The following is a 19307-nucleotide window of genomic DNA, read 5'->3' on the forward strand; positions in this document are numbered from 1 at the left end:
GGTGGGCTAGTTCGTCGTGAAGACCACGTCGACCCAGTAGTGGTTGCCCTGGTAGCTGGTGTTCGGGAAGCCCTCGCCGACCCGGTACAGGCCGTTGAGCGCTCCCTCCACCGTCGCGGGCGCGGTCAGCGGCGGCGAGGTCACGGAGCGACCCGCGAAGTAGCCTTCGTTGACCGAGTAGTGCCCGTTGGGCGCCAGGTAGGACGCGATGTACTGCGTCCCCGCGGTGACCGCCAGTGGTGTCGCGAAGGTCAAGGTCTGCCACCCCGACGCCGATTCACCGCTGAACGTGCCGGTCGCGAGCAGCGTCCCGTCGACCGACCACACCGAACCCTTGTGCTGCCCGGTGTTGTCGTTGCCCTTGTAGAACTTCACGCCCGTGATGAACCCGTTCACCGCCGGCGTGAACCGCACACCCAGCTCGTAGGCCGCCGTCTCGGTGGTCGCCGGCACCGTGGGTACGGTGGCCGCGCTGAACAGCGAGCACGGACAGCCGCTCGCCGCCGCCGTGGTGAACGACCACGTCACGGGGCTGACCATGACGTTGCCGCCGGCGTCCGCCGCCACCACCGTCACCGTGTACCTGGTGGAGCCCGCCAACGGCGCGTCCGGGGCCCACACGACGGTCTGCTGGTCGGCCGAACGGGACAGTTGGCCCCGGATGGTCGCGCCACCGGGGTCGGTGACCGCGAACGTGGTGTTGGTCAGGTCGATCGGCTCGTCGAACGAGGCGGTCACCTGGCTGGTGAGGCCCACCGACACGGCGTCGCTGAGCGGCGTGTGGCCGGTGTGCGCGGGCGGCGTGGCGTCGCTGCTGGGCACGTAGTCGACGTCCACCCAGTAGTTGTTGCCCTGGTGGCTCAGGTTCGGGAAGCCACCGCCGACCATGAACACGCCGTTGGGGTTGTCGTACCCGGTCTGCGACGCCCGCAACGGCGGCGCGTCCACGCCCGTGGTCTGGAAGTACCCCGCGTTGATCGCGTACCGGCCGCTCGGCGCGGTGTACGACGCGACGTAGGTCAGACCCGGCGCGACCACGACCGGCTGGGCGAAGGTCAAGGTCTGCCACCCGCTCGCGGTCTCGCCGGTGAACGTGCCGGTCGCCAGCGGCAAGCCGGTACGGGTCCACAGGGTGCCGGTGTGCGTGCCGGTGTTCTCCAGCCCCTTGTAGAACTTGACCCCGGTGATCTTGCCGCTGCGCGTCGGCGTGAACCGGACGCCCAACTCGTACAGGCCGGTGTCCTGCGCCGCCGTCACGTCCGGCACGGTCGCCGTGCTGAACAGCGAGCACGGACAGGCCGGTGTGGTCGTCGTGGTGAACGTCCACTCGGCGGTGTCGGCCATCGCGTTGCCGTTGACGTCCGCGACGAGCACCGACGCCTTGTACTTCGTGTTGGGCTTCAACGCCCCGGTGGGCGTCCACGTCACGGTCTTCTGGTCGCCGGAGAGCGCGACCGTGCCGGCCAGCGTGCCGCCGCCGGGATCGGTGAGCCAGATCTGCGTGGACGCCGGGTCCATCGCCTCGGAGAACCCGAGCGACAGCGGCGATCCGAGCCCGACGCCGGTCGCGTTCTCGGCGGGTGTGCGGGTGTTCAGCGTCGGCGGCGTGGTGTCGCCGTTGAGGCCGTTGCGGTAGATCGCGTCGACCCAGTAGTTCGTCGAGTTGTGGCTCGACGTCGGGAACCCGCTGCTGTTGTACCGGTACACGCCGTTGGGCCCGTCGACCCCGCCGGCCAACGCGCGCAACGCGTTGTACGACGCGCCCTTGGTGAAGTAGGACGGTGTCGCCGAGTAGTGGCCTTGCGGCGCGTAGTACGACACGACGTAGGTGGTGTTGGCCTGCACGACCACCGGGGAGGTGAACGTCAACGTCTGCCACCCGCTCGCGGTCTCGCCGCTGAACGTCCCGGTCGCCAGGAGCAGACCGGTGGACGACCACAGCGACCCGGTGTGCGTGCCGCCGTTGCCCGCGCTCTTGTAGAACCGGACGCCCAGGACTTCGCCCTTGCCGTTGAACCGGACCTTGGTGCCGAGTTCGACCGGTGTGTTCTCCGGCGCGCTGAGCACCTCGGGGTCGACGAAGTCGTCCCACACCGTGCAGGGGCACGCCGCCGGGCGCAGCGCGCCCGTGGTGAACGGCCAGGTGTGCGCCGCGGTCTGGTTGCCCGCCGCGTCCCGCACCCGCACCGACGCGGTGTACGCGGTGCCCGGCGTCAGCGGGTTGTCCGGCTTGAACTGCGCCGTCAACCCGTTGGGGGTCACCGAGGAGGTGCCCGCGACCGCCGCCCCGCCGGGCCCGGTCAGGGTGAACTGGAGCGAACTCGGGTTGACCGCCTCGTCGTAGGTCGCGGTCAGCGTCGGGTTCAGCGACACGCTCGCCGCGCTGCTCTGCGGCGTGGTCGCGGTCAGCTCGGGCGCGCGGGTGTCGGGGCCGGGGTCCGGCGCCCACACCACGTCGACCCAGTAGTTGCTGTCCTGCGAGGTGCCCTCGGGGTAGCCCGCGCCGCCCCGGAACACGCCGTTCTTGCCGTCCACCCCGGTTTGCAGGCCGGTCAGCGGTTCGAGGTACTTCGAGGTGCGGCTGAAGTACTCGGTGTCGACCGAGAAGTGCCCGGTGGGGGACAGGTAGGACACCACGTACGTCGTGCCGCCGCTCACCGCGACCGGCACCGGGAACAGCAGGGTCTGCCAGCCGCTCGGGGTCTCGTTGACGAACGTCCCGGTGGCCAGCTGCCGCTTGTCGGGACCCCACAGGGTGCCGGTGTGCGTGCCGGCGTTGTTGGGGCCCTTGTAGAACCGGACGCCGCGGACGTAACCGTCGGTGTTCGCACGCCACTTGACGCCCAGCTCCAGCGCGGAACCGTCCGCGCTGTCCGGGGTCTTGGGGCTCTCGTGGTCGGCGAAGATGCCGCACGGGCAGACGCGCGCGCCGACACCCGGTGACGCGGACACGGGCGTCGACAGGTTCAGCGAGTCGTCCACCGCGCGCACCCGCAGCTGCGCCGGGCCGGACACGGCGGGCGTGTAGGTGTACTTCCACTTCGTCTGGCCCGCCTGCCACTCGGCCGGGTGCCAGCGCACACCGCCGTCCGTGGACACCTCGACGCCCGCGACCTGCCCGGCCGCGTCGGTGACGTTGCCCTCGAACGTGTACTGCTTGCCCACGGTGGACACCGTCGGCACGGTGGTGTAGGTGACCACGGGCGCGGCGGTGTCGGTGATGCCACCGGTCTGGAACAGGCCCTGCATCAGCGAACCCGCCTGCACCCCCATGTCGGCCAGGAGGTTCACCGTGGCCTGCTGCATCCGGATGTCGGAGGTCGGGGTGTTGGTGAGGAACGCGTGCTCGTCGTCCAGGCCCCACGCCCACTGCACCGTGCCCGCGCCGAACACCAGCGAACCCGACGGGTGCTTGTAGTAGGTCAGCGCGTGGGTTTCGGTGCCGGGGGCGTACAGGTCGCCGTGGTTCTGGAGGATGTACGGCCCGTCGTTCATGGCCACCGTCGTGCGCGACAGCTGCGCGACACCGGCCGGCTGTTCGCCGTTGTCCGGGACCTTGTTCCACTCGTAGCCCAGCGTGCCGGCCTTGAACGTGTGGGTGGTGCCGGAGGCCATGCTCTGGAGGTCGGTGTTGCGCCAGAGCCGCATCTTGCCGTACGCGGCCGGGACCTGGAGCGCGTCGTCGCGCCGGCCGTTGACCGAGAAGATGTTGCCCAGCAGCGCGTTCTCCGGGCGTCCGCCGTCCTGCTCGGGGTGGCGCGGGTCGCGCCAGGTGCCGGTCCAGTCCGGCAGGCCGTCGTCCTGGGTGCCCTTGGTCTCCTTGAACGACGCCAGGGTGCGCCAGTCGGTCTGGGACGAGTCGGTGCTCTTCTCCCAGCGGGTCTTCCAGAAGATCTCGTTGCCGGTCATGAACGCCAGGTGCACCCCGGCGTCCCGCGCGGCCTCGACGCTCGCGCGCTGCTCGTTGGACCAGTACTCGTCGTGGCCGACCGCCATGAACACCTTGTGGTTCTTGATCAGCTGACCGCGCCGCGCGGTGTCCACGTCGGTGGTGTAGCTCAGGTCGTAGCCGTTGCGCTCCAGGAACTTCAGCATCGGGAACTCGGCGTTGAAGATGAAGTTCTCGTCGCCGTCACCGCCGGTGTACGGACGGTTGTAGCTCACCTTGTACGCCTGGCCGCCCTGGCCGGGGCCGTCGCCGAAGTACAGCGAGTTGCCCCGGTACCGGTTGTAGGCCACCCAGGTGGAGTCCGAGGTCTGGAACACGATCTTGGAGTGGCTGGTGTCGTCGCGCACGACGAACACGATCTCGTTCTGGAGGCCGTTGTCGTCGCGGGTCAGCCGAGCGTAGTAGATGCCCGAGACCGCGTCGGCCGGCACGTTCCAGGTCACCGAGACCGCCCAGTTGCCGCAGTCGTTCAACGCGGTCGGGGCGTCGCGCAGGCACGGCGGCTGGCTCTGCGGGGTCGTCCGCCGCACGGTGTCGACGTACCGGGCGCCCCGGTTGTCGTAGTAGCCGAGGCGGAAGATGTCGATGGTGTAGGCGGGCGCGCTGGTGAGCATCTTGAACTGCACCTGGCCGCCGGGCGTGGCGCTGATGTCGGTGGTGAAACCGAGGATGGTGTCGTCGCGGGACGGGACCTGCCAGTCCAGCGCGCCCTCCTTCAGGTTCTCGCAGAGGACTTTGTTCACCACGGGCGGATCGCACGGAGCGGCCATCGCGACGGGTGCGAACCAGACCGGTGGGGCGACGACGGCGGCGGTGAAGACGACGAGTGCTACCACCCTCGCCAACACCGCGCGGGATCTGTGGCGGGCAGCGCCCGGTAACGACATGGTCTCGCCTCTCCCCTCCGGGACATCGACCGTCCCGGTACACGGCGGGAATCGGCAGGAGGACACCGACCGTTACGGTGCCATTCGGACAACCGACCATTCCACCGGCCGCCGGGAACGTTTGCAGCGCAACGGGAACCGCCGATGAGCGGTGCCGCGGCAGGACCGGCCGCGCCCGCCGGCACTACTCCCCTCGGCCCAGGCGCTGCCCGAAACGGGGGAGACTCGCCGGTAGCCTCGCGGTCCGGTCCGGGCGGCAGCCGCCGATCGGCGGTTGCGGAGCGTGTTCCCCGCCGGTCTCAGGACCGGGCGCGCAGCAGGGTGATCCGGCTCGCGCCGAGTTCGGTCACGTACAGGTGCCCGCTGCCGGGGTGCTGGGTGACGTCCAGCGGCTGGTTGAACCCGGTCAGGCCGGTGATCCCGGTGGTCCGGTTGGACAGCGCCCCGCCCGGTGCCACGTCGAAGGTCTCGATGTCCTGCCCCGAGGAGTACCGGACCACGAGCAGCTTGCCGTCCAGCCGGCCGCCGAACGCCCCGCCCCGGTACTCGATCGCGCCGTCGGCGGACGCGTGCAACCCGGCGTCGTAGGTGCCCGCGAGGTCGAAGTTGCGGTCCGGCCGGGTGCCCACCGGGTAGGCGGCGGTCTGGAACGGGTCGGTGCCGGCGGTCGGGTTGCCGCCCGCGAGCACCCACTCGCACCGGACCGGCGCGGGGTGGCCGTAGTAGCGGCCCGCCTTCACGTCGAACACGTAGTCGGTCTCGGCGTCGGGGTTGTTGGTGACCGCCGGCACCGGGGGGCCGGTGTACGGGCCGTCCGGGCGGGACGAGCACGAGGCGGGCAGCGGCGTCGGGGTCGCCGGGGCGTTGCCGCCGGCCGCCGAACCGTTCGTCGGCACGTACAGGTGCCCGTTGCGGTGCCACACCAGGTCGTAGGCGTTGCGCACGCCGGTCGCGTGGATGGTGAGCGGAGCCGTTGCCGCATAAGGGTTGTAGCTGCCACCGGCCTCGGTGCGCACGTTCACCGGCAGCACCGCCGGCAGGCGCGCCGGGCGCAGCCGCAGCACCGCCGCGCTCAGCAGGTGCTCGGACCTGTTGCCCCACGTGGAGTCGGCCGCGCCCATGGCGTTCATCGAGCCCTGCGACAGGTACAGGTCGCCGTCCGGGCCGAACGCCAGCGAGTTCGACTCGTGGTCCTTGATCGAGCGCGGCAGGTCGGTGACGACCTCGGTGTAGGTGCCCAGGTCCGGGCCGCTCAGCCGGGCGATCTTGCCCGACCAGTCCGGCGCGTTGGCCGTGCCGCCGAAGTTGTCGGTGATCCACAGCACCGGCTGCGCGGAGGTCGGGTCGAACGCCATCCCGATCACCGTGCGGTTGGGCGCACCGGGCAGCCCGGCCGCCGTGGCGTGCGCCCGGACCGTGTCGATCACCGCGGCGGTGCCGAGGGTGCCGTCCGCGTTGACCGGGAACCGGTGGATCTGCCCGGTGAACGTCGCCGCGTACAGCCGGCCGTCCGGCCCGACCGCGACGCTGGTGAACGCCGCGCCGGTCGCGACCCCGACCACCTGGTCGAACGCGATGGCGCCGCCGCCGCCCGCCGTGCCGGTGGTGAACACCGACGACCACGGCTGGAACCGGTTGCCCGCCACGTCCCGCACGCCGTCGGTCACGTCGAACCGGTACAGCGTCTGCGGCGCGAGCGGCGCGGTGGGGGAGAGGTTGACCACGTCGCCGCCGCCGCTGGTGATCACGTTGGCGGGCACCGCGCTGCCGTCCGAGACCTTCGTCAGCCGCACCGACGTGCCGTTGAGCGACGCCGGGTCCACCGCGCCCGCCGGCAGCCGGAGATCGGCCACCACGCTGGAGGTCGGCGGCACCCCGGTGGCCAGGTTCGCGGGGGTGGCCGTGCGCACCGAGGGCCGGGCGGCGGCACCGACGACCTCGTCGACGTCCACGTAGTCGAACTTGCTGTTGGTCCCCGCGCGCGGGCTGAGCGTGAGCCGGCCGTCGGCGACGGTGACCACGCGGGTCGCGAGCGCGTGCTTGACCGACGAGGTCGGCTTGAACGCGGCGACCCCGTTCTGGTCCTCGATGTCGACGTAGTGCGTGCTGTCCAGGGCCGTGCCGGCGTCACCCACCGCGACGGTGACCGAGTAGACGCCGTCGGGCACGGCCAGTTCCCAGCTCCCCGGCGTCGGCACGCCCGCCGAGCCGGCCGGGAGCTGGGCGTGCATCAGGGTGCCCAGCCGCACGTCCGGTGTGCCTCGGTTGCGCCCGTTGCCCACCAGGTTGAGCGGGGTGGTCGTGCCGACCGCCACCCAGCCGTAGGTGTGGCCGCCGGCCCGGATGCCGTACGCCTCGCCGAAATCGCGCGCGTACCCCACCGGTGGTGTCGTCGCCTGGTCCGAGAAGTTCACCTTCAGGCTGAACGCCGCGTTCGCGTAGGCCGGAATTCCGGTCAGCAGCAAGGCGACGACGACCACCAGCGAGCGCATTCCGTGCCCCTTAAGGAGATTTCCGGCCGATGATGAGCGACTGACCGGACACCGAACGCAGGGAATGCGTGGTCGTGTCCGGGAAACCCGTGTCGGTGAGCCAGGATCCGATCTCCTCGGCAGCGTAGACCTGTCCGCCCTGCCCGTGGAACAGGTTGAGGCTGAACACCCGCGCGAACACGTCGGACGACGGGTCGTCGGAATGCTCGTCCTGTTCCAGCAGCACCACCGCGCCGCCCGGCTTCAACGCCGCCGCGACCCGGGCCAGCAGGGCGCGGTTGGCCTCCGGCGTGCGGCCGTGCACGACGTTGAACAGCAGCACGGTGTCGTAGTCCGAGCCCAGGTCGATCTCGTCGTAGTCGCCCTCGCGCAACGTGATCCGGTCGGACAGCCCCGCTTCGGCCACCGCCCGGCCGCCGACGGCCAGCGCGTCCGGCAGGTCGACCACGGTCGCCCGCAGGTCCGGGTGCGCCGCGCACAGCCCGATCGAGTACTTGGCGTGCCCGCCGCCCACGTCCAGCAGCCGCTCGCCGACCGGCACGACCTCGGTGGCCTCCGGCACGATGGCGTCGGCCAGCCCGGAGAGCATGCCCTGGAACCGGGCCAGCGTCTCCGGCCGCCCGGCCAGCCAGCGGTAGAAGTCCAGCGCGGGCCGGCCGGTCCGGACCGACTCCTCCAGCTCGCCCCAGGACTCGAACAGCACCGTGGACCAGAACCGGTCGACCTGGCTGTACCCGTTGTCGGACAGCCACTTGGTGGTCGGCGCGGTGTTGGCGTAGCCGTCCCGGCCGTGCTCCAGGTAGCCGAACGCGACCAGCGCGTCGGCGAGCAGCCCGGTGCCGCGCGGATCGGTGCCCAGCTTCGCCGCGAGGTCCGGCCCGGACAGCGGACCGCCGGCCAGCGCGGCGAACGCGCCCAGCCGCAGCGCCGCCGCCATCGCGCGGTAGCCCGCGGTGGTGAGCAGGTCCGGGAACGACGGCGGGCCCTCGTCCGGGGGCAGGTTCAGTGGCATGGTCAGGACCTCTCCGGCATGACGCCCGCGCGGGCCAGGAACTCGATGTGACGGGTGATCATCTCGGCGTCGGCGGGCGGGAACTCCACGCCGCACTCGGCCGCCGCCCGCCAGGTGGCGGACGTGTCGAACCGGGGCTCGGGCCGGCCGGAGGTGGTCAGCCCGTAGGCCAGCGGGCCGAACGGGCTGTCCGGGGCGTCCATCATCCGGGCCCGCCACTGCGGGTACTCCAGCACCCGGGTGGGCCACCCCAGGGAGGTCAGCACGTCGCCCAGGTCCGGGTAGCCGAAGCCGTCCGCTCGGTAGTAGTGGAAATCGCGGCCGTGCAGCTCGGGCCGCAGCGACAGGCCCGCGATGGCGCCCGCCAACCGGTCCACCGGCAGCATGTCGATCACGTCGGTGGTGCGCGGCACGACCCCGGTCGCCGCGCAGGTCCGGATCTGCCGGCTCAGGTACGACTCGGTCTTGGCCGTGCCGGTGCGCACGTCGCCGACGATCGCGGCCATCCGGTGCACCGACACCGGCACACCCCGGTCGCGGGCCAGCAGGCCCATCATGTCGGCCACCCACTTGGCCGTGTTGTAGCCGGTGTCCAGACCGGTCGGGTCGTCCGGCCGGTCGGTCTCGAAGATCAGCCTGCCGTCGTAGTTCGTGCCGAGGAACACGCCGAGCGTGGAGGTCAGGTGCAGCGGTTTGGTGGCGTACTTGGTGGCCAGCCGCAGGATGTCCGCCGTGCTGCCGACCAGCGACGGCATCATCTGCCGGTAGGTCAGCACGAAGTTGAGCAGCGCGCCGTTGTGGTAGATCGCGTCCACGCTCTCGGCGAGCGCGTCGAACCCGCGTCCGCCCAGGCCCAGCAGCGGTTTCGACAGGTCGCCGGGCACCGGCACGATCCGGGCGAGCCGGTCCTCGGGCAGGTCCAGCCGGGCCCGGCGCAGGTTCTCCCGCAGCCGCTCGCCCGCGGCCTCCGGCGACGCAGCCCGCACCAGGCAGTGGACCTCCAGGTCGGACCGGGTCAACAGCTCGCCCAGCAGGTGCGCGCCCAGGAAGCCGGTCGCCCCGGTGAGCAGCACCCGCTGCGGCGGACCGGTGCGCACCGGGTGCTCGGCCACGATGTCGTCCGGTGGCCGGGCGTCGGCCCACATCTCGTCGGCCGACGGCAGGCCCGTCCGGTACCGCTGGGCGAACGTGTGGTCCGACGTGGCGGCCTCCTCGACCACGCGGGCCAGCTCGGCCAGGTCGGCGGTGGCGAACAGGGCGCGCAGCGGCACCGCGACACCGAGCACCGCGCGGACCTTCGCCAGCACGGCGGCGGCGACCAGCGAGTGCCCGCCCAGCCCGAAGAACGTGTCCCGCCGGCCGACCAGCGGGGCGTTGAGCACCTCGCCCCAGACCTCCGCGAGCACCCGCTCCACGGGCGTCTGCGGCGGCTCGTACGGCGCGGCCTGGAGGTCCGGCTCGGGCAGCCGGGCCACGTCCACCTTGCTGTGCGCGGTCAGCGGCAGCTCGTCGAGCACGACCCGGGCACCGGGCAGCATCGCCTCCGGCAGGTGCTCGGCGCAGAACGCGCGCAGCTCGTCCAGCGCGGGCGCGTCCTCGCCGGGCCGGGGCACGACGTAGGCCACCAGGGTCTCCGACCGCACGGCCACCGCCGCGTCGGCCAGCCCGGGGTGCTTGAGCAGCGCGGCCCGCACCTCGCCCGGCTCGATCCGGTGCCCGCGCAGCTTCACCTGGTCGTCCACCCGGCCCAGGAACTCCAGCGTGCCGTCGGCCAGCAGCCGGACCAGGTCGCCGGTGCGGTACATCCGCCCGCCCGGCACGGTCGGGTCCGGCAGGTAGGCCGAGGCGGTGCGCGCCGGGTCGTTGCGGTAGCCGCGCGCGGGCGCGATCCCGCCGATGTGCAGCTGGCCGGGCACGCCCACCGGCGAGGTCCGCAGGTCGGCGTCGAGCACGTAGGCGCGCACGCCGTCCAGCGGCCGGCCGATCGGCAGCGTCGCCGCCCGGTGGTCGACCTCGGAGGCGTCGAGCGTGCGGTGGGCCGTGGCGCACACCGTGGTCTCGGTGGGGCCGTAGTGGTTGACCAGCTCGACACCGGTCGCCTTGGCCCAGTCCGCGACGGCCTGCGGCGGCACGGCCTCGCCGCCGATCATCATCACCCGCAGCGGACCACCGGTGTCGGTCACGCCCGCCAGGTCGGCCACCCACCGCCGCCACAGCGGCGCGGGCCCGTCCACGGCGGTCAGCCGGTGCTCGGCGCACAGCCGCAGCAGCTCCGGCCCGTCCACGGCGGCGGGCTCCGGGTGCACGACCACCGCCGCGCCCGCGCACCACGCCGGGAACACGTCGCCCACCGACGCGTCGAAGCTCAGCGGCGGGACCATCAGGATCCGCTGCCCCGGCCCGAAGTCGTGCAGGTCGACGAACGCGCGGGTGAGGTTGGCCAGGGTGTCGTGCTGCACCTGCACGCCCTTGGGCACGCCGGTCGAGCCCGAGGTGTAGATGACGTAGGCCAACCCGCCCGCCGGCACGTCCACCGCCGGCGGCCCGGCGGCCTCCCCGGTGAACGCCTCGTCCGAGGTGACCAGCACCTCGCCGGCGTAGTCGGCGAACCGGTCGCGGCCCGCCGGCGCGGCGATCACCACCGGCGCGGCGCAGTCGGCGAGCAGCCCGGCGAGCCGGGCCGGCGGGTGCGCCGGGTCCAGCGGCACGTACGCGCCGCCCGCCTTGAGCACCGCCAGCAGCGCCACCAGCGCGTCGGGGCCCGCGGTGAGCGCCAACCCGACCGGTGTCTCCGGGCCGACGCCGCGCGCCGCCAGGGCGTGCGCCACGTGGTTCGCGCGGCGGTCCAGCTCGGCGAAGGTCAGCTCGGCCACCGCGCTGCCGGCCGGGTCGAGCGCGAGCACGGCGGTGGTGTCCGGGTGCGCGGCGACCTGCTCCGCGATCCGGGCCAGCACGCCGGTCGCCGGCGCGACCGGGCCGCCGTTGAGCGCCTCCGCCGCGATCCGGTCCGCCTCGGCGGTGGTGTCCAGTTCGGACAGCCGGGCCTCGGGGTGCGCGATCAGCGCGGCCAGCGCGGCGAGCAGGTGGTCGGCCAGGCGCGCGACGGTGTCCGGCTCGAACAGGTCGGTGCTGTAGTCGAACTGCGCGTCCCACGCGCCCTCGGTCTCGCGGACGTGCAGGGTGATGTCGAACCGGCTGGTGTTGCGGTCGACGGGCAGCGGGCCCGCCGGCATCCCGGCCCACGTGCCTCGGCCGCCACCCCGGGCGAGCACCAGCATCACCTGGAACAGCGGGTGGTGGGCGAGGTCGCGGCGCGGTGCGACCCGCGCGGCCACCTCGTCGAAGCTCACCTCGGCGTGGTCGAGCGCGTCGACGGCGGTGGTCCTGGCGCGTCGCAGCAGTTCGGCGACGGTCGGGTCGCCGGACAGGTCCACCCGCAGCGCGGTCGTGGTGACGTACATGCCGACCGAGCGCTCCAGCTCGGGGAACGGCCGGTGCGTGGTGGGCGAGCCGATCACCAGGTCGTCCACGCCCGCTCGGCGGCCCAGCAGCAGCGAGAACGCCGCGAGCAGACCGGCGAACGTCGTGCAGCCGTGGGCCCGCGACAGGTCGGCCAGGCCGGTGGTCAGCTCGACCGGCAGGGTGAACCGGTGGGTGCGGCCGGACACCGTCCGGTGCCGGGTGCGCGGCCGGTCGGCGGCCAGGTCCAGCACGTCCGGCGCGCCCGCCAGCCGCTGCGCCCAGTGGTCGAGCTGCCGCTGCCGCTCGCCTTCCGCGAGCCGGCCCGCCTGCCAGTGCGCGTAGTCCGGGAACTGCGCGCCCGCCGGGCCCGGGTCGACGCCCTGGTAGACGTCGCCGGTCTCCCACGCGGCCACGGACAGCGACACCTCGTCGCAGATGATGTGGTGGCCGACGAACAGCACCGCGTGGTCGTCCGGCGCGATCCGGACCAGCCGGACCCGCAGCAGGGGACCGGCTTCCAGGTCGAACGGGGCGTCCACTTCGGACACCACGACCTCGGACAGGTCGCGGTCGGCCAGGTCCACCACGGCGAAGTCGAACACCGGATCGGTCGCCACGACCTGCTCCGGCACGCCGTCGCGCTCGGCGATCCGGGTGCGCAACGCCTCGTGCCGGCCGACCACGGTGGCCGCCGCCGCGCGCAGCCGTTCCGGGTCGACCTCGCCCGTGACCCGGATCGGCGCGAACATGGCGTACGCGCCCGCGTCCAAGCCGAGCTTGTCGGTCAGCCACAGGCCGCGCTGGTTGCCGGACAGGGGGACGGCCGCGCCCTCGGGCCGGCGCGGCACCTCCTGCCGGACGGCGGCCAGACCGCGCTGCGCGAGCAGGCGGTCCAGCAGCTTCTGGCGCTGGTCGGCGTCGGTCACTGGAGGGTCCTTTCCGGCGTTTCGGCCACCGGGTCCGGCAGGTCGTCGACGGTCCGCAGCCGGGGCCGCGACCAGGCGTAGGCGGTCAGCGCGAACATCAGCACACCGACCACCAGGAAGATCAGCGCGATGCCCCGGCCCTCGCCGGTGCCGATCAGCGCGCCGACCGTGGAGGCCAGCGCGCCGTCGGGCGCCATCAGCGGCTCGGCGACGCCGTCGGACAGCGGGCCGATCAGCAGGAACGCGACCGGCATCGCGGCCGTGCTGATCATCCGCACCACCGCCAGCACCCGGCCGAGCACCGCCGGGTCGACCTTGGTCTGCAACAGCGTCACGCAGCACGTGTTCATCAGCGGCAAGGTGAACAGGAACGCGGGCGCGGCGATGCCGATCAGCCACGGTGAGGGCGCGAGGCTGTGCAGCACCAGGAACACCCCGCCCAGGCCCAGCCCGAGGTAGATGCCCTGGACCCGGCGCTTCGGGCCGCCCCACGCGCCCATCACCAGGCCGCCGATGAACAGCCCGCTGCCGCCGGCCGCCATCAGCACGCCCAGCGTCGCCGGGCCGGAGAACGACAGGATCAGCGGTTGCACCAGCCCGCCCGCGATGGCGAACAGGAAGTTCCACACGCCGAACACCGCGCACAGCGTGAACAGCCCCGGAGCGCCGCGCAGCCACCGCAGGCCCGCCCCGATGCCCTGCTTGCCGCCGCCCTTCGCGCCGTCCCCGGTGACCACCGGCAGCCGGGCGGCCAGCAGCGCGCCGACCGCGAACACCATCGTCACCAGGTCGATGACCAGCACGCCGCGCAACCCCACCAGGCCCAGCAGCGCGCCCGCCACCAGCGGCGCGGCGATCTGCACGCCCTGGGTGATCTGCATCAGGCCGTTGATCCGGCCCAGGTGCTTCTGCGGCACCAGCGCGGGCACCAGCGCCTGGTAGGCGATGATGTGGAAGGAGTTCAGCGTGGCGGTGAGCGCCGAGGCGAGGTAGATCTGCCACACCGCCAGCGAGTCCGTGCTGACCGCGACGAGCAGGAACACCGTCACGACACCCGCGCCGCTGTCCGCGAACAGCATGATCTTCTTGCGGTCGTACCGGTCGGCGAACGCGCCCGCGTACGGCGCGAGCAGGATGCCCGGCAGCACCGCGCAGAACTGGATGAGCACGAACTGCGTGACCGATCCCGTGCCGAGGTAGACCCACACCCCGAGCACGAACGCGGTCAGCGCCGACCCGATGACCGAGACGAGCTGTCCGGCCCAGACCACGGCGAACCGCTTCACGGTGCCTCCCCGAGCATGGCTTCGATCTCCTCGTTGGTCATCCCGGCGAGCTGCACGCGCAGCTCGGCGACGGCGGCGATGCGCCCCGGCTCGTCCAGCGCCACCAGTGCGGTGGCCATCCCGGCGACGGTGGGCGCGGCGAACATCCGGCCGATCGGCACCGTCACCGAGAACGCGCCGTGCACCCTGGCCAGGGCCTTCGCGGCGAGCAGCGAGTGGCCGCCCAGCGCGAAGAAGTCGTCGTGCACGCCGATGTCCGGCAGGTCCAGCACCTCGCGCCAGATCCCCGCCAGCACCTCCTCCACGGCGTCGCGCGGCCCGACCCGCTCGCCCTGCGGCGTCCAGGTGGGTTCCGGCAGGGCGTTGCGGTCGATCTTCCCGTTGGGGGTCAGCGGGAACGCGTCCAGCAGCACGGCGGTCGCGGGCAGCATGTACTCGGGCAGCCGCAGCGCGAGTTCGGCGCGCAGCCGCGCCCACAGGTCGTCGGAGCGCTTCTCCGGCACCAGGTAGGCGACCAGCCGGGCGTCGCGGGTGACCACCACGGCCTCGCGGACCTCGCCGGAGGTGAGCAGGGCCGCCTCGATCTCGCCCAGCTCGATCCGGAAGCCGCGCACCTTCACCTGGTGGTCGGCCCGGCCGAGGAACTCCAGCGTCCCGTCCGACCGGTGCCGCACCAGGTCGCCGGTCGCGTACAGCCGGCTGCCCGGGGTGCGCGCGAACGGGTCGGGCACGAACCGGCTCGCGGTCAGCGCCGGGCGGTCGTGGTAGCCGCGCGCCACGCCCAGGCCGCCGATGTGCAGCTCGCCGACCACCCCCGGCGGTACCGGCTCCAGCCGGCCGTCGAGCACGTAGAGCCGGGTGTTGCCGATCGGCGGGCCGATCACCACCGGCGCGGGCGACGGGTCGACCAGGCCGGCCGCCGACCACACCGTGGTCTCGGTGGGGCCGTAGACGTTCCACAGCAGCGATTCGTCGGTCAGCAGGTCGTCGGCGAGGTCGCGGGGCAGCGCCTCGCCGCCGCTGATCCGGGTCGTGACGGTCTCCGGGACGCCGCCGGCCGCGTGCAGCAGCCGCCACGTCGCGGGGGTGGCCTGCAACGCCGACACCCCCCGTTCGGCCAGCAGCCGCCGCAGCGCGACGCCGTCGCCCGCCGTCCCGCCCGGCACCACCAGGACTTCCGCGCCGGCCGTGAGCGGCAGCAGCAGTTCCAGCACCGAGATGTCGAACGACAGCGTGGTCACGGCGGCCAGCCGGTCCTCCGGGCCGAGCGCGAACAGCTGCTGGAACGTCGTCAGCAGGTTCACCACGGCCCGGTGCGGCACCTCGACGCCCTTGGGCGTGCCGGTCGAGCCGGAGGTGTAGATGACGTAGGCGAGGTCGTCGCCGGAGACCGGGACCGCCCGCGGCGCGGCGGGTTCGGCGTCGGCCAGCGCCAGGACCGGGCCGTCGAAGGCCAGCGGGTCCAGCGCCGGGTCGGTGAGCAGGACCGCCGCGCCGGAGTCGGCGAGCATCAGCGCCAGCCGGTCGCCGGGCCAGCCGGGGTCCAGCGGCACGTACCCCGCGCCCGCCTTCCACACCCCGAGGACGGCCGCGACCAGGTCCGGCGTGCGCGGGAGGTGCAGCGCCACCAGCGAACCGGGCCGCACGCCGTGCCGCTGGAGCAGCGCGGCGACGTGACCGGCGCGCCGGTCGAGTTCGTCGTAGGTCAGGGTGGTGCCGTCCGCGCCGGAGACGGCGACGGTGTCCGCGCGCGGGATCAGGTCGAGCGCGGTGGTCGCGGCGGGCAGCGGCAGGTCGGTGTCGTTGTAGCCCTCCAGCACCTCCCAGCGCCGGACGCCGGTCAGCGCGTCCAGCTCGGAGATCCGCTTGCCCGGGTCCGCGGCGGCGGCGACCAGCAGCGCGATCAGCCGGTCGGTGAAGTCGGCGACGGTGGCCCGGTCGAACAGGTCGGTGCTGTACTCGACGCCGAGCCCGAGCGCGTCGCCCCGGTGCTCCACGGCCAGCGTGAGGTCGAACTTGGACACGCCGGGGTCGGGGGTCAGCGGCGTCATCCGCAGGCCGGGCAGGTCGAACGCCAGCGGTGGCGTGTTCTGGAGGATGAGCTGCGCCTGGAACAGCGGCGCGTGGCCCAGGCTGCGTTGCGGCTTCAGGTGTTCCACCAGGCGCTCGAACGGCAGGTCGGCGTGCGCCAGACCATCCACTGTGGAATCCCGGACGCGGCCGAGCAGTTCGCTGAACGTCGGGTCGCCGCCCACGTGCGCGCGCAGCGCCAGCGTGTTGACGAAGAACCCGATCAGCCCTTCGAGGTCGGCGTGCGAGCGGCCCGCGACGGGCGTGCCCACCACGACGTCCCGCTGGCCCGCCAGCCGGCCCAGCCGGGCCGCGAAACCGGCCAGCAGCACCATGAACAGGGTCGCGCCGTGCGCGCGGGCCAAGCCCTCCAGCGCGGCCAGGTCGGCGGCCGGGACGTCCGCCGGGTGCAGCGCGCCCCGGTAGGTCGCCACGGCCGGTCGGGGCCGGTCGGTCGGCAGGGTCAGCAGCTCGGGCGCGCCCGCCAGGTGCCCGGCCCAGTGCTCCAGGTGGCCGGTGGCGATCTCGTCGCCCATCCGGTCCCGTTGCCACACCGCGAAATCCGGGTACTGCAGGCGCAGCTCCGGCAGCACCGGGTCGCGGCCCTCGACCGCGGCCGCGTAGCCCTCGCCGATCTCGGCCAGCAGCACCGACAGCGACCACGCGTCGGACACGATGTGGTGCAGGTTGAGCACCAGCACGTGGTCGTCGTCGGCGAACCGGCCGAGGCTGGTCCGGAACAGCGGCCCGCGGTGCAGGTCGAACCCGTCCGCGCCGCGCCGGTCGGCGAACTCCTGCGCCGCCGCGTCCCGCCCGCTGTCCGGGACGGCCCGGTCGGCGAGGTCGTGCTCGGTCAGTTCGGCCGTCCCGGTCGGCGCGACCAGCTGGACGGGTTCGCCGCCGGAGTCCGGGAACGTGGTGCGCAGCGCGGCGTGCCGGGCGACGACGCCGTCCAGCGCCCGGCGCAGCGCGCCCCGGTCGACCGCCCCGCGCAGGCGCAGCGCCAGCGGGATGTTGTAGACCGCGCCGCCCGGCGAGAACTTGTCCAGGAACCACAGCCGCTGCTGGCCGAAGGAGAGCGGGTAGGCGGCCGGTTTGGCCGCGCGCTCGCGCAGCCTGCGGGCCAGCAGTTCGCGCTTGCGCGCGGCGGACCCGGCGTCGGGGTCGGTCATGTCAGCTCCCGGACGTGGCGAGTCGGTCGGCGGCGGCCTGGACGTCCTGGCGCAGGTGCGTCGGCACGCGGTCGCCGAACAGGCGCAGGTAGGCCGAGAGCGTCACGTCGTCCCCCCGCACGAAGGGGAAGTCGGTCGGCACCATGTGCCGCATCCCGAGCAGCGCCACCGGGCTCTTGAGCGGTCGGAAGTCGGGGTTCCACAGGCCCTCCTTGTCCGGCGGGCCGGGGTGGAACTCGCCGAGCATCAGCCCGTGCTCGGCGTACTCGACCTTGAGCAGCTCCTGGGTGCGGTCGACGATCCCGAAGTCGCCGGGCTCCACGAGGTCCGGGAACAGCACCAGGATCGTCTTGAACTGGGCCGCCGGACCGCCGGTGGGCTCCAGTTCGGCGAACCACTCCCGGTAGTGCCGCAGCAGGTCCGCCAGCTCGGCCGGGTCGGTGGGCCGGCCGGGGCGCACCGCCAGGAAGAACAGGTTCTTCTGCAGCGAACCGCCGGTGTAGGGGCACACGTCCCCGCGCCGGCCGAGATCGGCGTGCGGCGCGCACAGGTAGTCCAGCGCCCAGCGGTGCATGGCGCGCAGCGCGTCCTCGTGCGCGGCGACGGCGTCCGGGAGCCGGTCGGCGGCGAAGTCCGCCGGTTCGACCAGCGGGTGGACCGGTCGGGTCGGGTGGAACAGCATCATCTCACCTGCCTTGCGCCTCGACGGCGTCGGGACCGGCGGGCCAGTCCGGCCAACGCCGCGCCGGTCAGCGCGGCGGTCACCCCGCCCAGCAGGCGGTCCTGGCGGCGGGCACGGGCCAGGGCTTCGCCGTAGGGCACGGTCGTGTGCGTGATGAGCGTGTACAACGGCACCCAGGAGCGCGGGAACGCCCGGTGCAGCACCAGGTCCGCCTTCCGGCGGGCCAGGAACAGCGGCGAGCGCACCTTGTCCCGCAGCTCCACGAAGTTCCGCTTGGACAGCTCCGCCAGCACGTCGGTGTGCGGGCGGCGGGCCTTCTCGAACGCGGCCAGCGCGCCCGGCAGGTCGTGCGGGTGGGCGGCCAGGCACCGGTCGAGCACCGAGCAGTCCTCGAACGCGGCGTTCATGCCCTGCCCGAAGAACGGGTACACCGCGTGCGCGGCGTCGCCCAGCAGCACGGTCCCGCGCGAGTCGCCCGCCGGCACGTGCCACGGTTCGGTGCGGATGGTGACCAGGCTGGCCACCTCGCGCGCCAGGAACTGCTCCACCAGGTCCGGGACCAGGGTCAGGGTGTCCGGGAACGCGCGGGCGAAGAAGTCCCGCACCCGCGAGCGGGTGTCCAGGCCCGCGAACCCGCCGGCGCCCTCGAACGGCAGGAACACCGTCGCGGTGAGCGAGCCGTCCACGTTGGGGTGCGCCACGATCAGCCCGTCGTCGCCCGGCCACACGTGCAGCGCGCGCAGCTCGGTGCGCGGCCGCCCGTCCTCGCCGACCGGGATCAGCAGCTCCTTGTAGCCCCACTCCAGGAATTCCTGGTGCAGCGTGGTCCGCGCGCCCCGGGCCAGCTGGGCGCGCACGGCGGAGAACGCGCCGTCCGCGCCGATCACCAGGTCCGCCCCGTGCTCGACCGTCCCTTGTGGACCGACCGTGGTCACCGAAGGACTATCCCGGTCCACGGCGGTGACCCGGTGGCCCCAGCGGAACTCGACGCCGCGCTTCTCCGCCTCGTCGATCAGCGCCACGTTCAAGTCGTGCCGCAGCACGGAGTGCAGGACCTGGTCCTCCTCCGTGCCGTACGCCTGGAACCGCAGCGAGCCGTCGGCCAGGTGCACGACCCGGCCGCGCATCGGCACGGTCGCCGGCGCGAGCGCGTCGAACAGCCCGATCTCCTTCAGCGCCACCACGGCCCGCTGGGACATGCCGAGGTTGAACGACCGCCCCGACTCCCGCACGCCGGGCGTGCGCGGGTCCTCGCGCCGCTCCAGCACCCGCACGTGGAACCCGCGCCGCGCCAGGTACACCGAGGCCAGCGAGCCCGCCAGGCCCGCGCCCACCACCACCGCGCCGGTCATGTCCGGTCCCGGTGGGC

At 73.3% G+C, this 19307-nt stretch carries 8 protein-coding genes; all 8 read right to left on the reverse strand.

Annotated features, from left to right (window positions below; translation table 11 throughout):
- Positions 1–6: 6 nt before the first annotated feature.
- Complete coding sequence (locus tag AC0HI0_RS07355; protein ID WP_480931506.1) at positions 7–4836, reverse strand: DUF4082 domain-containing protein; 4830 nt, start codon at positions 4834–4836, stop codon at positions 7–9.
- A gap of 299 nt (positions 4837–5135) precedes the next feature.
- A complete protein-coding gene (locus AC0HI0_RS07360) occupies positions 5136–7328 on the reverse strand; it encodes a PQQ-dependent sugar dehydrogenase (protein ID WP_480931507.1) in 2193 nt (730 codons plus the stop codon).
- A gap of 10 nt (positions 7329–7338) precedes the next feature.
- Positions 7339–8340 carry a class I SAM-dependent methyltransferase gene (locus tag AC0HI0_RS07365; RefSeq protein ID WP_480931508.1) on the reverse strand — a complete coding sequence of 334 codons (1002 nt, stop codon included), beginning with the start codon at positions 8338–8340 and terminating at the stop codon, positions 7339–7341.
- A gap of 2 nt (positions 8341–8342) precedes the next feature.
- Positions 8343–12728, reverse strand: a complete 4386-nt coding sequence (locus tag AC0HI0_RS07370; RefSeq protein WP_480931509.1) for a non-ribosomal peptide synthetase family protein — start codon at positions 12726–12728, stop codon at positions 8343–8345.
- A complete protein-coding gene (locus AC0HI0_RS07375) occupies positions 12725–14014 on the reverse strand; it encodes an MFS transporter (protein WP_480931510.1) in 1290 nt (429 codons plus the stop codon). The genes AC0HI0_RS07370 and AC0HI0_RS07375 overlap by 4 nt, the downstream gene beginning before the upstream one ends.
- Positions 14011–17256, reverse strand: a complete 3246-nt coding sequence (locus tag AC0HI0_RS07380; RefSeq protein ID WP_480931511.1) for an amino acid adenylation domain-containing protein — start codon at positions 17254–17256, stop codon at positions 14011–14013. Before AC0HI0_RS07380 ends, AC0HI0_RS07375 begins: the two co-directional genes overlap by 4 nt.
- A 1-nt stretch (position 17257) precedes the next feature.
- A complete protein-coding gene (locus AC0HI0_RS07385) occupies positions 17258–17941 on the reverse strand; it encodes a DUF6875 domain-containing protein (RefSeq protein ID WP_480931512.1) in 684 nt (227 codons plus the stop codon).
- Complete coding sequence (locus AC0HI0_RS07390; RefSeq protein ID WP_480931513.1) at positions 17938–19290, reverse strand: FAD-dependent oxidoreductase; 1353 nt, start codon at positions 19288–19290, stop codon at positions 17938–17940. The genes AC0HI0_RS07385 and AC0HI0_RS07390 overlap by 4 nt, the downstream gene beginning before the upstream one ends.
- Between the last annotated feature and the right edge of the window lie 17 nt (positions 19291–19307).

This window comes from Saccharothrix sp. NBAS 001 (assembly GCF_056640475.1).

What these genes read in the sequence shown, in the direction of transcription:
- AC0HI0_RS07365 (WP_480931508.1), bottom strand. Translation starts at nt 8,340, where the DNA reads ATGCCACTGAACCTGCCCCCGGACGAGGGCCCGCCGTCGTTCCCGGAC.
- AC0HI0_RS07390 (WP_480931513.1), bottom strand. Translation starts at nt 19,290, where the DNA reads ATGACCGGCGCGGTGGTGGTGGGCGCGGGCCTGGCGGGCTCGCTGGCC.
- AC0HI0_RS07360 (WP_480931507.1), bottom strand. Translation starts at nt 7,328, where the DNA reads ATGCGCTCGCTGGTGGTCGTCGTCGCCTTGCTGCTGACCGGAATTCCG.
- AC0HI0_RS07355 (WP_480931506.1), bottom strand. Translation starts at nt 4,836, where the DNA reads ATGTCGTTACCGGGCGCTGCCCGCCACAGATCCCGCGCGGTGTTGGCG.
- AC0HI0_RS07385 (WP_480931512.1), bottom strand. Translation starts at nt 17,941, where the DNA reads ATGATGCTGTTCCACCCGACCCGACCGGTCCACCCGCTGGTCGAACCG.
- AC0HI0_RS07380 (WP_480931511.1), bottom strand. Translation starts at nt 17,256, where the DNA reads ATGACCGACCCCGACGCCGGGTCCGCCGCGCGCAAGCGCGAACTGCTG.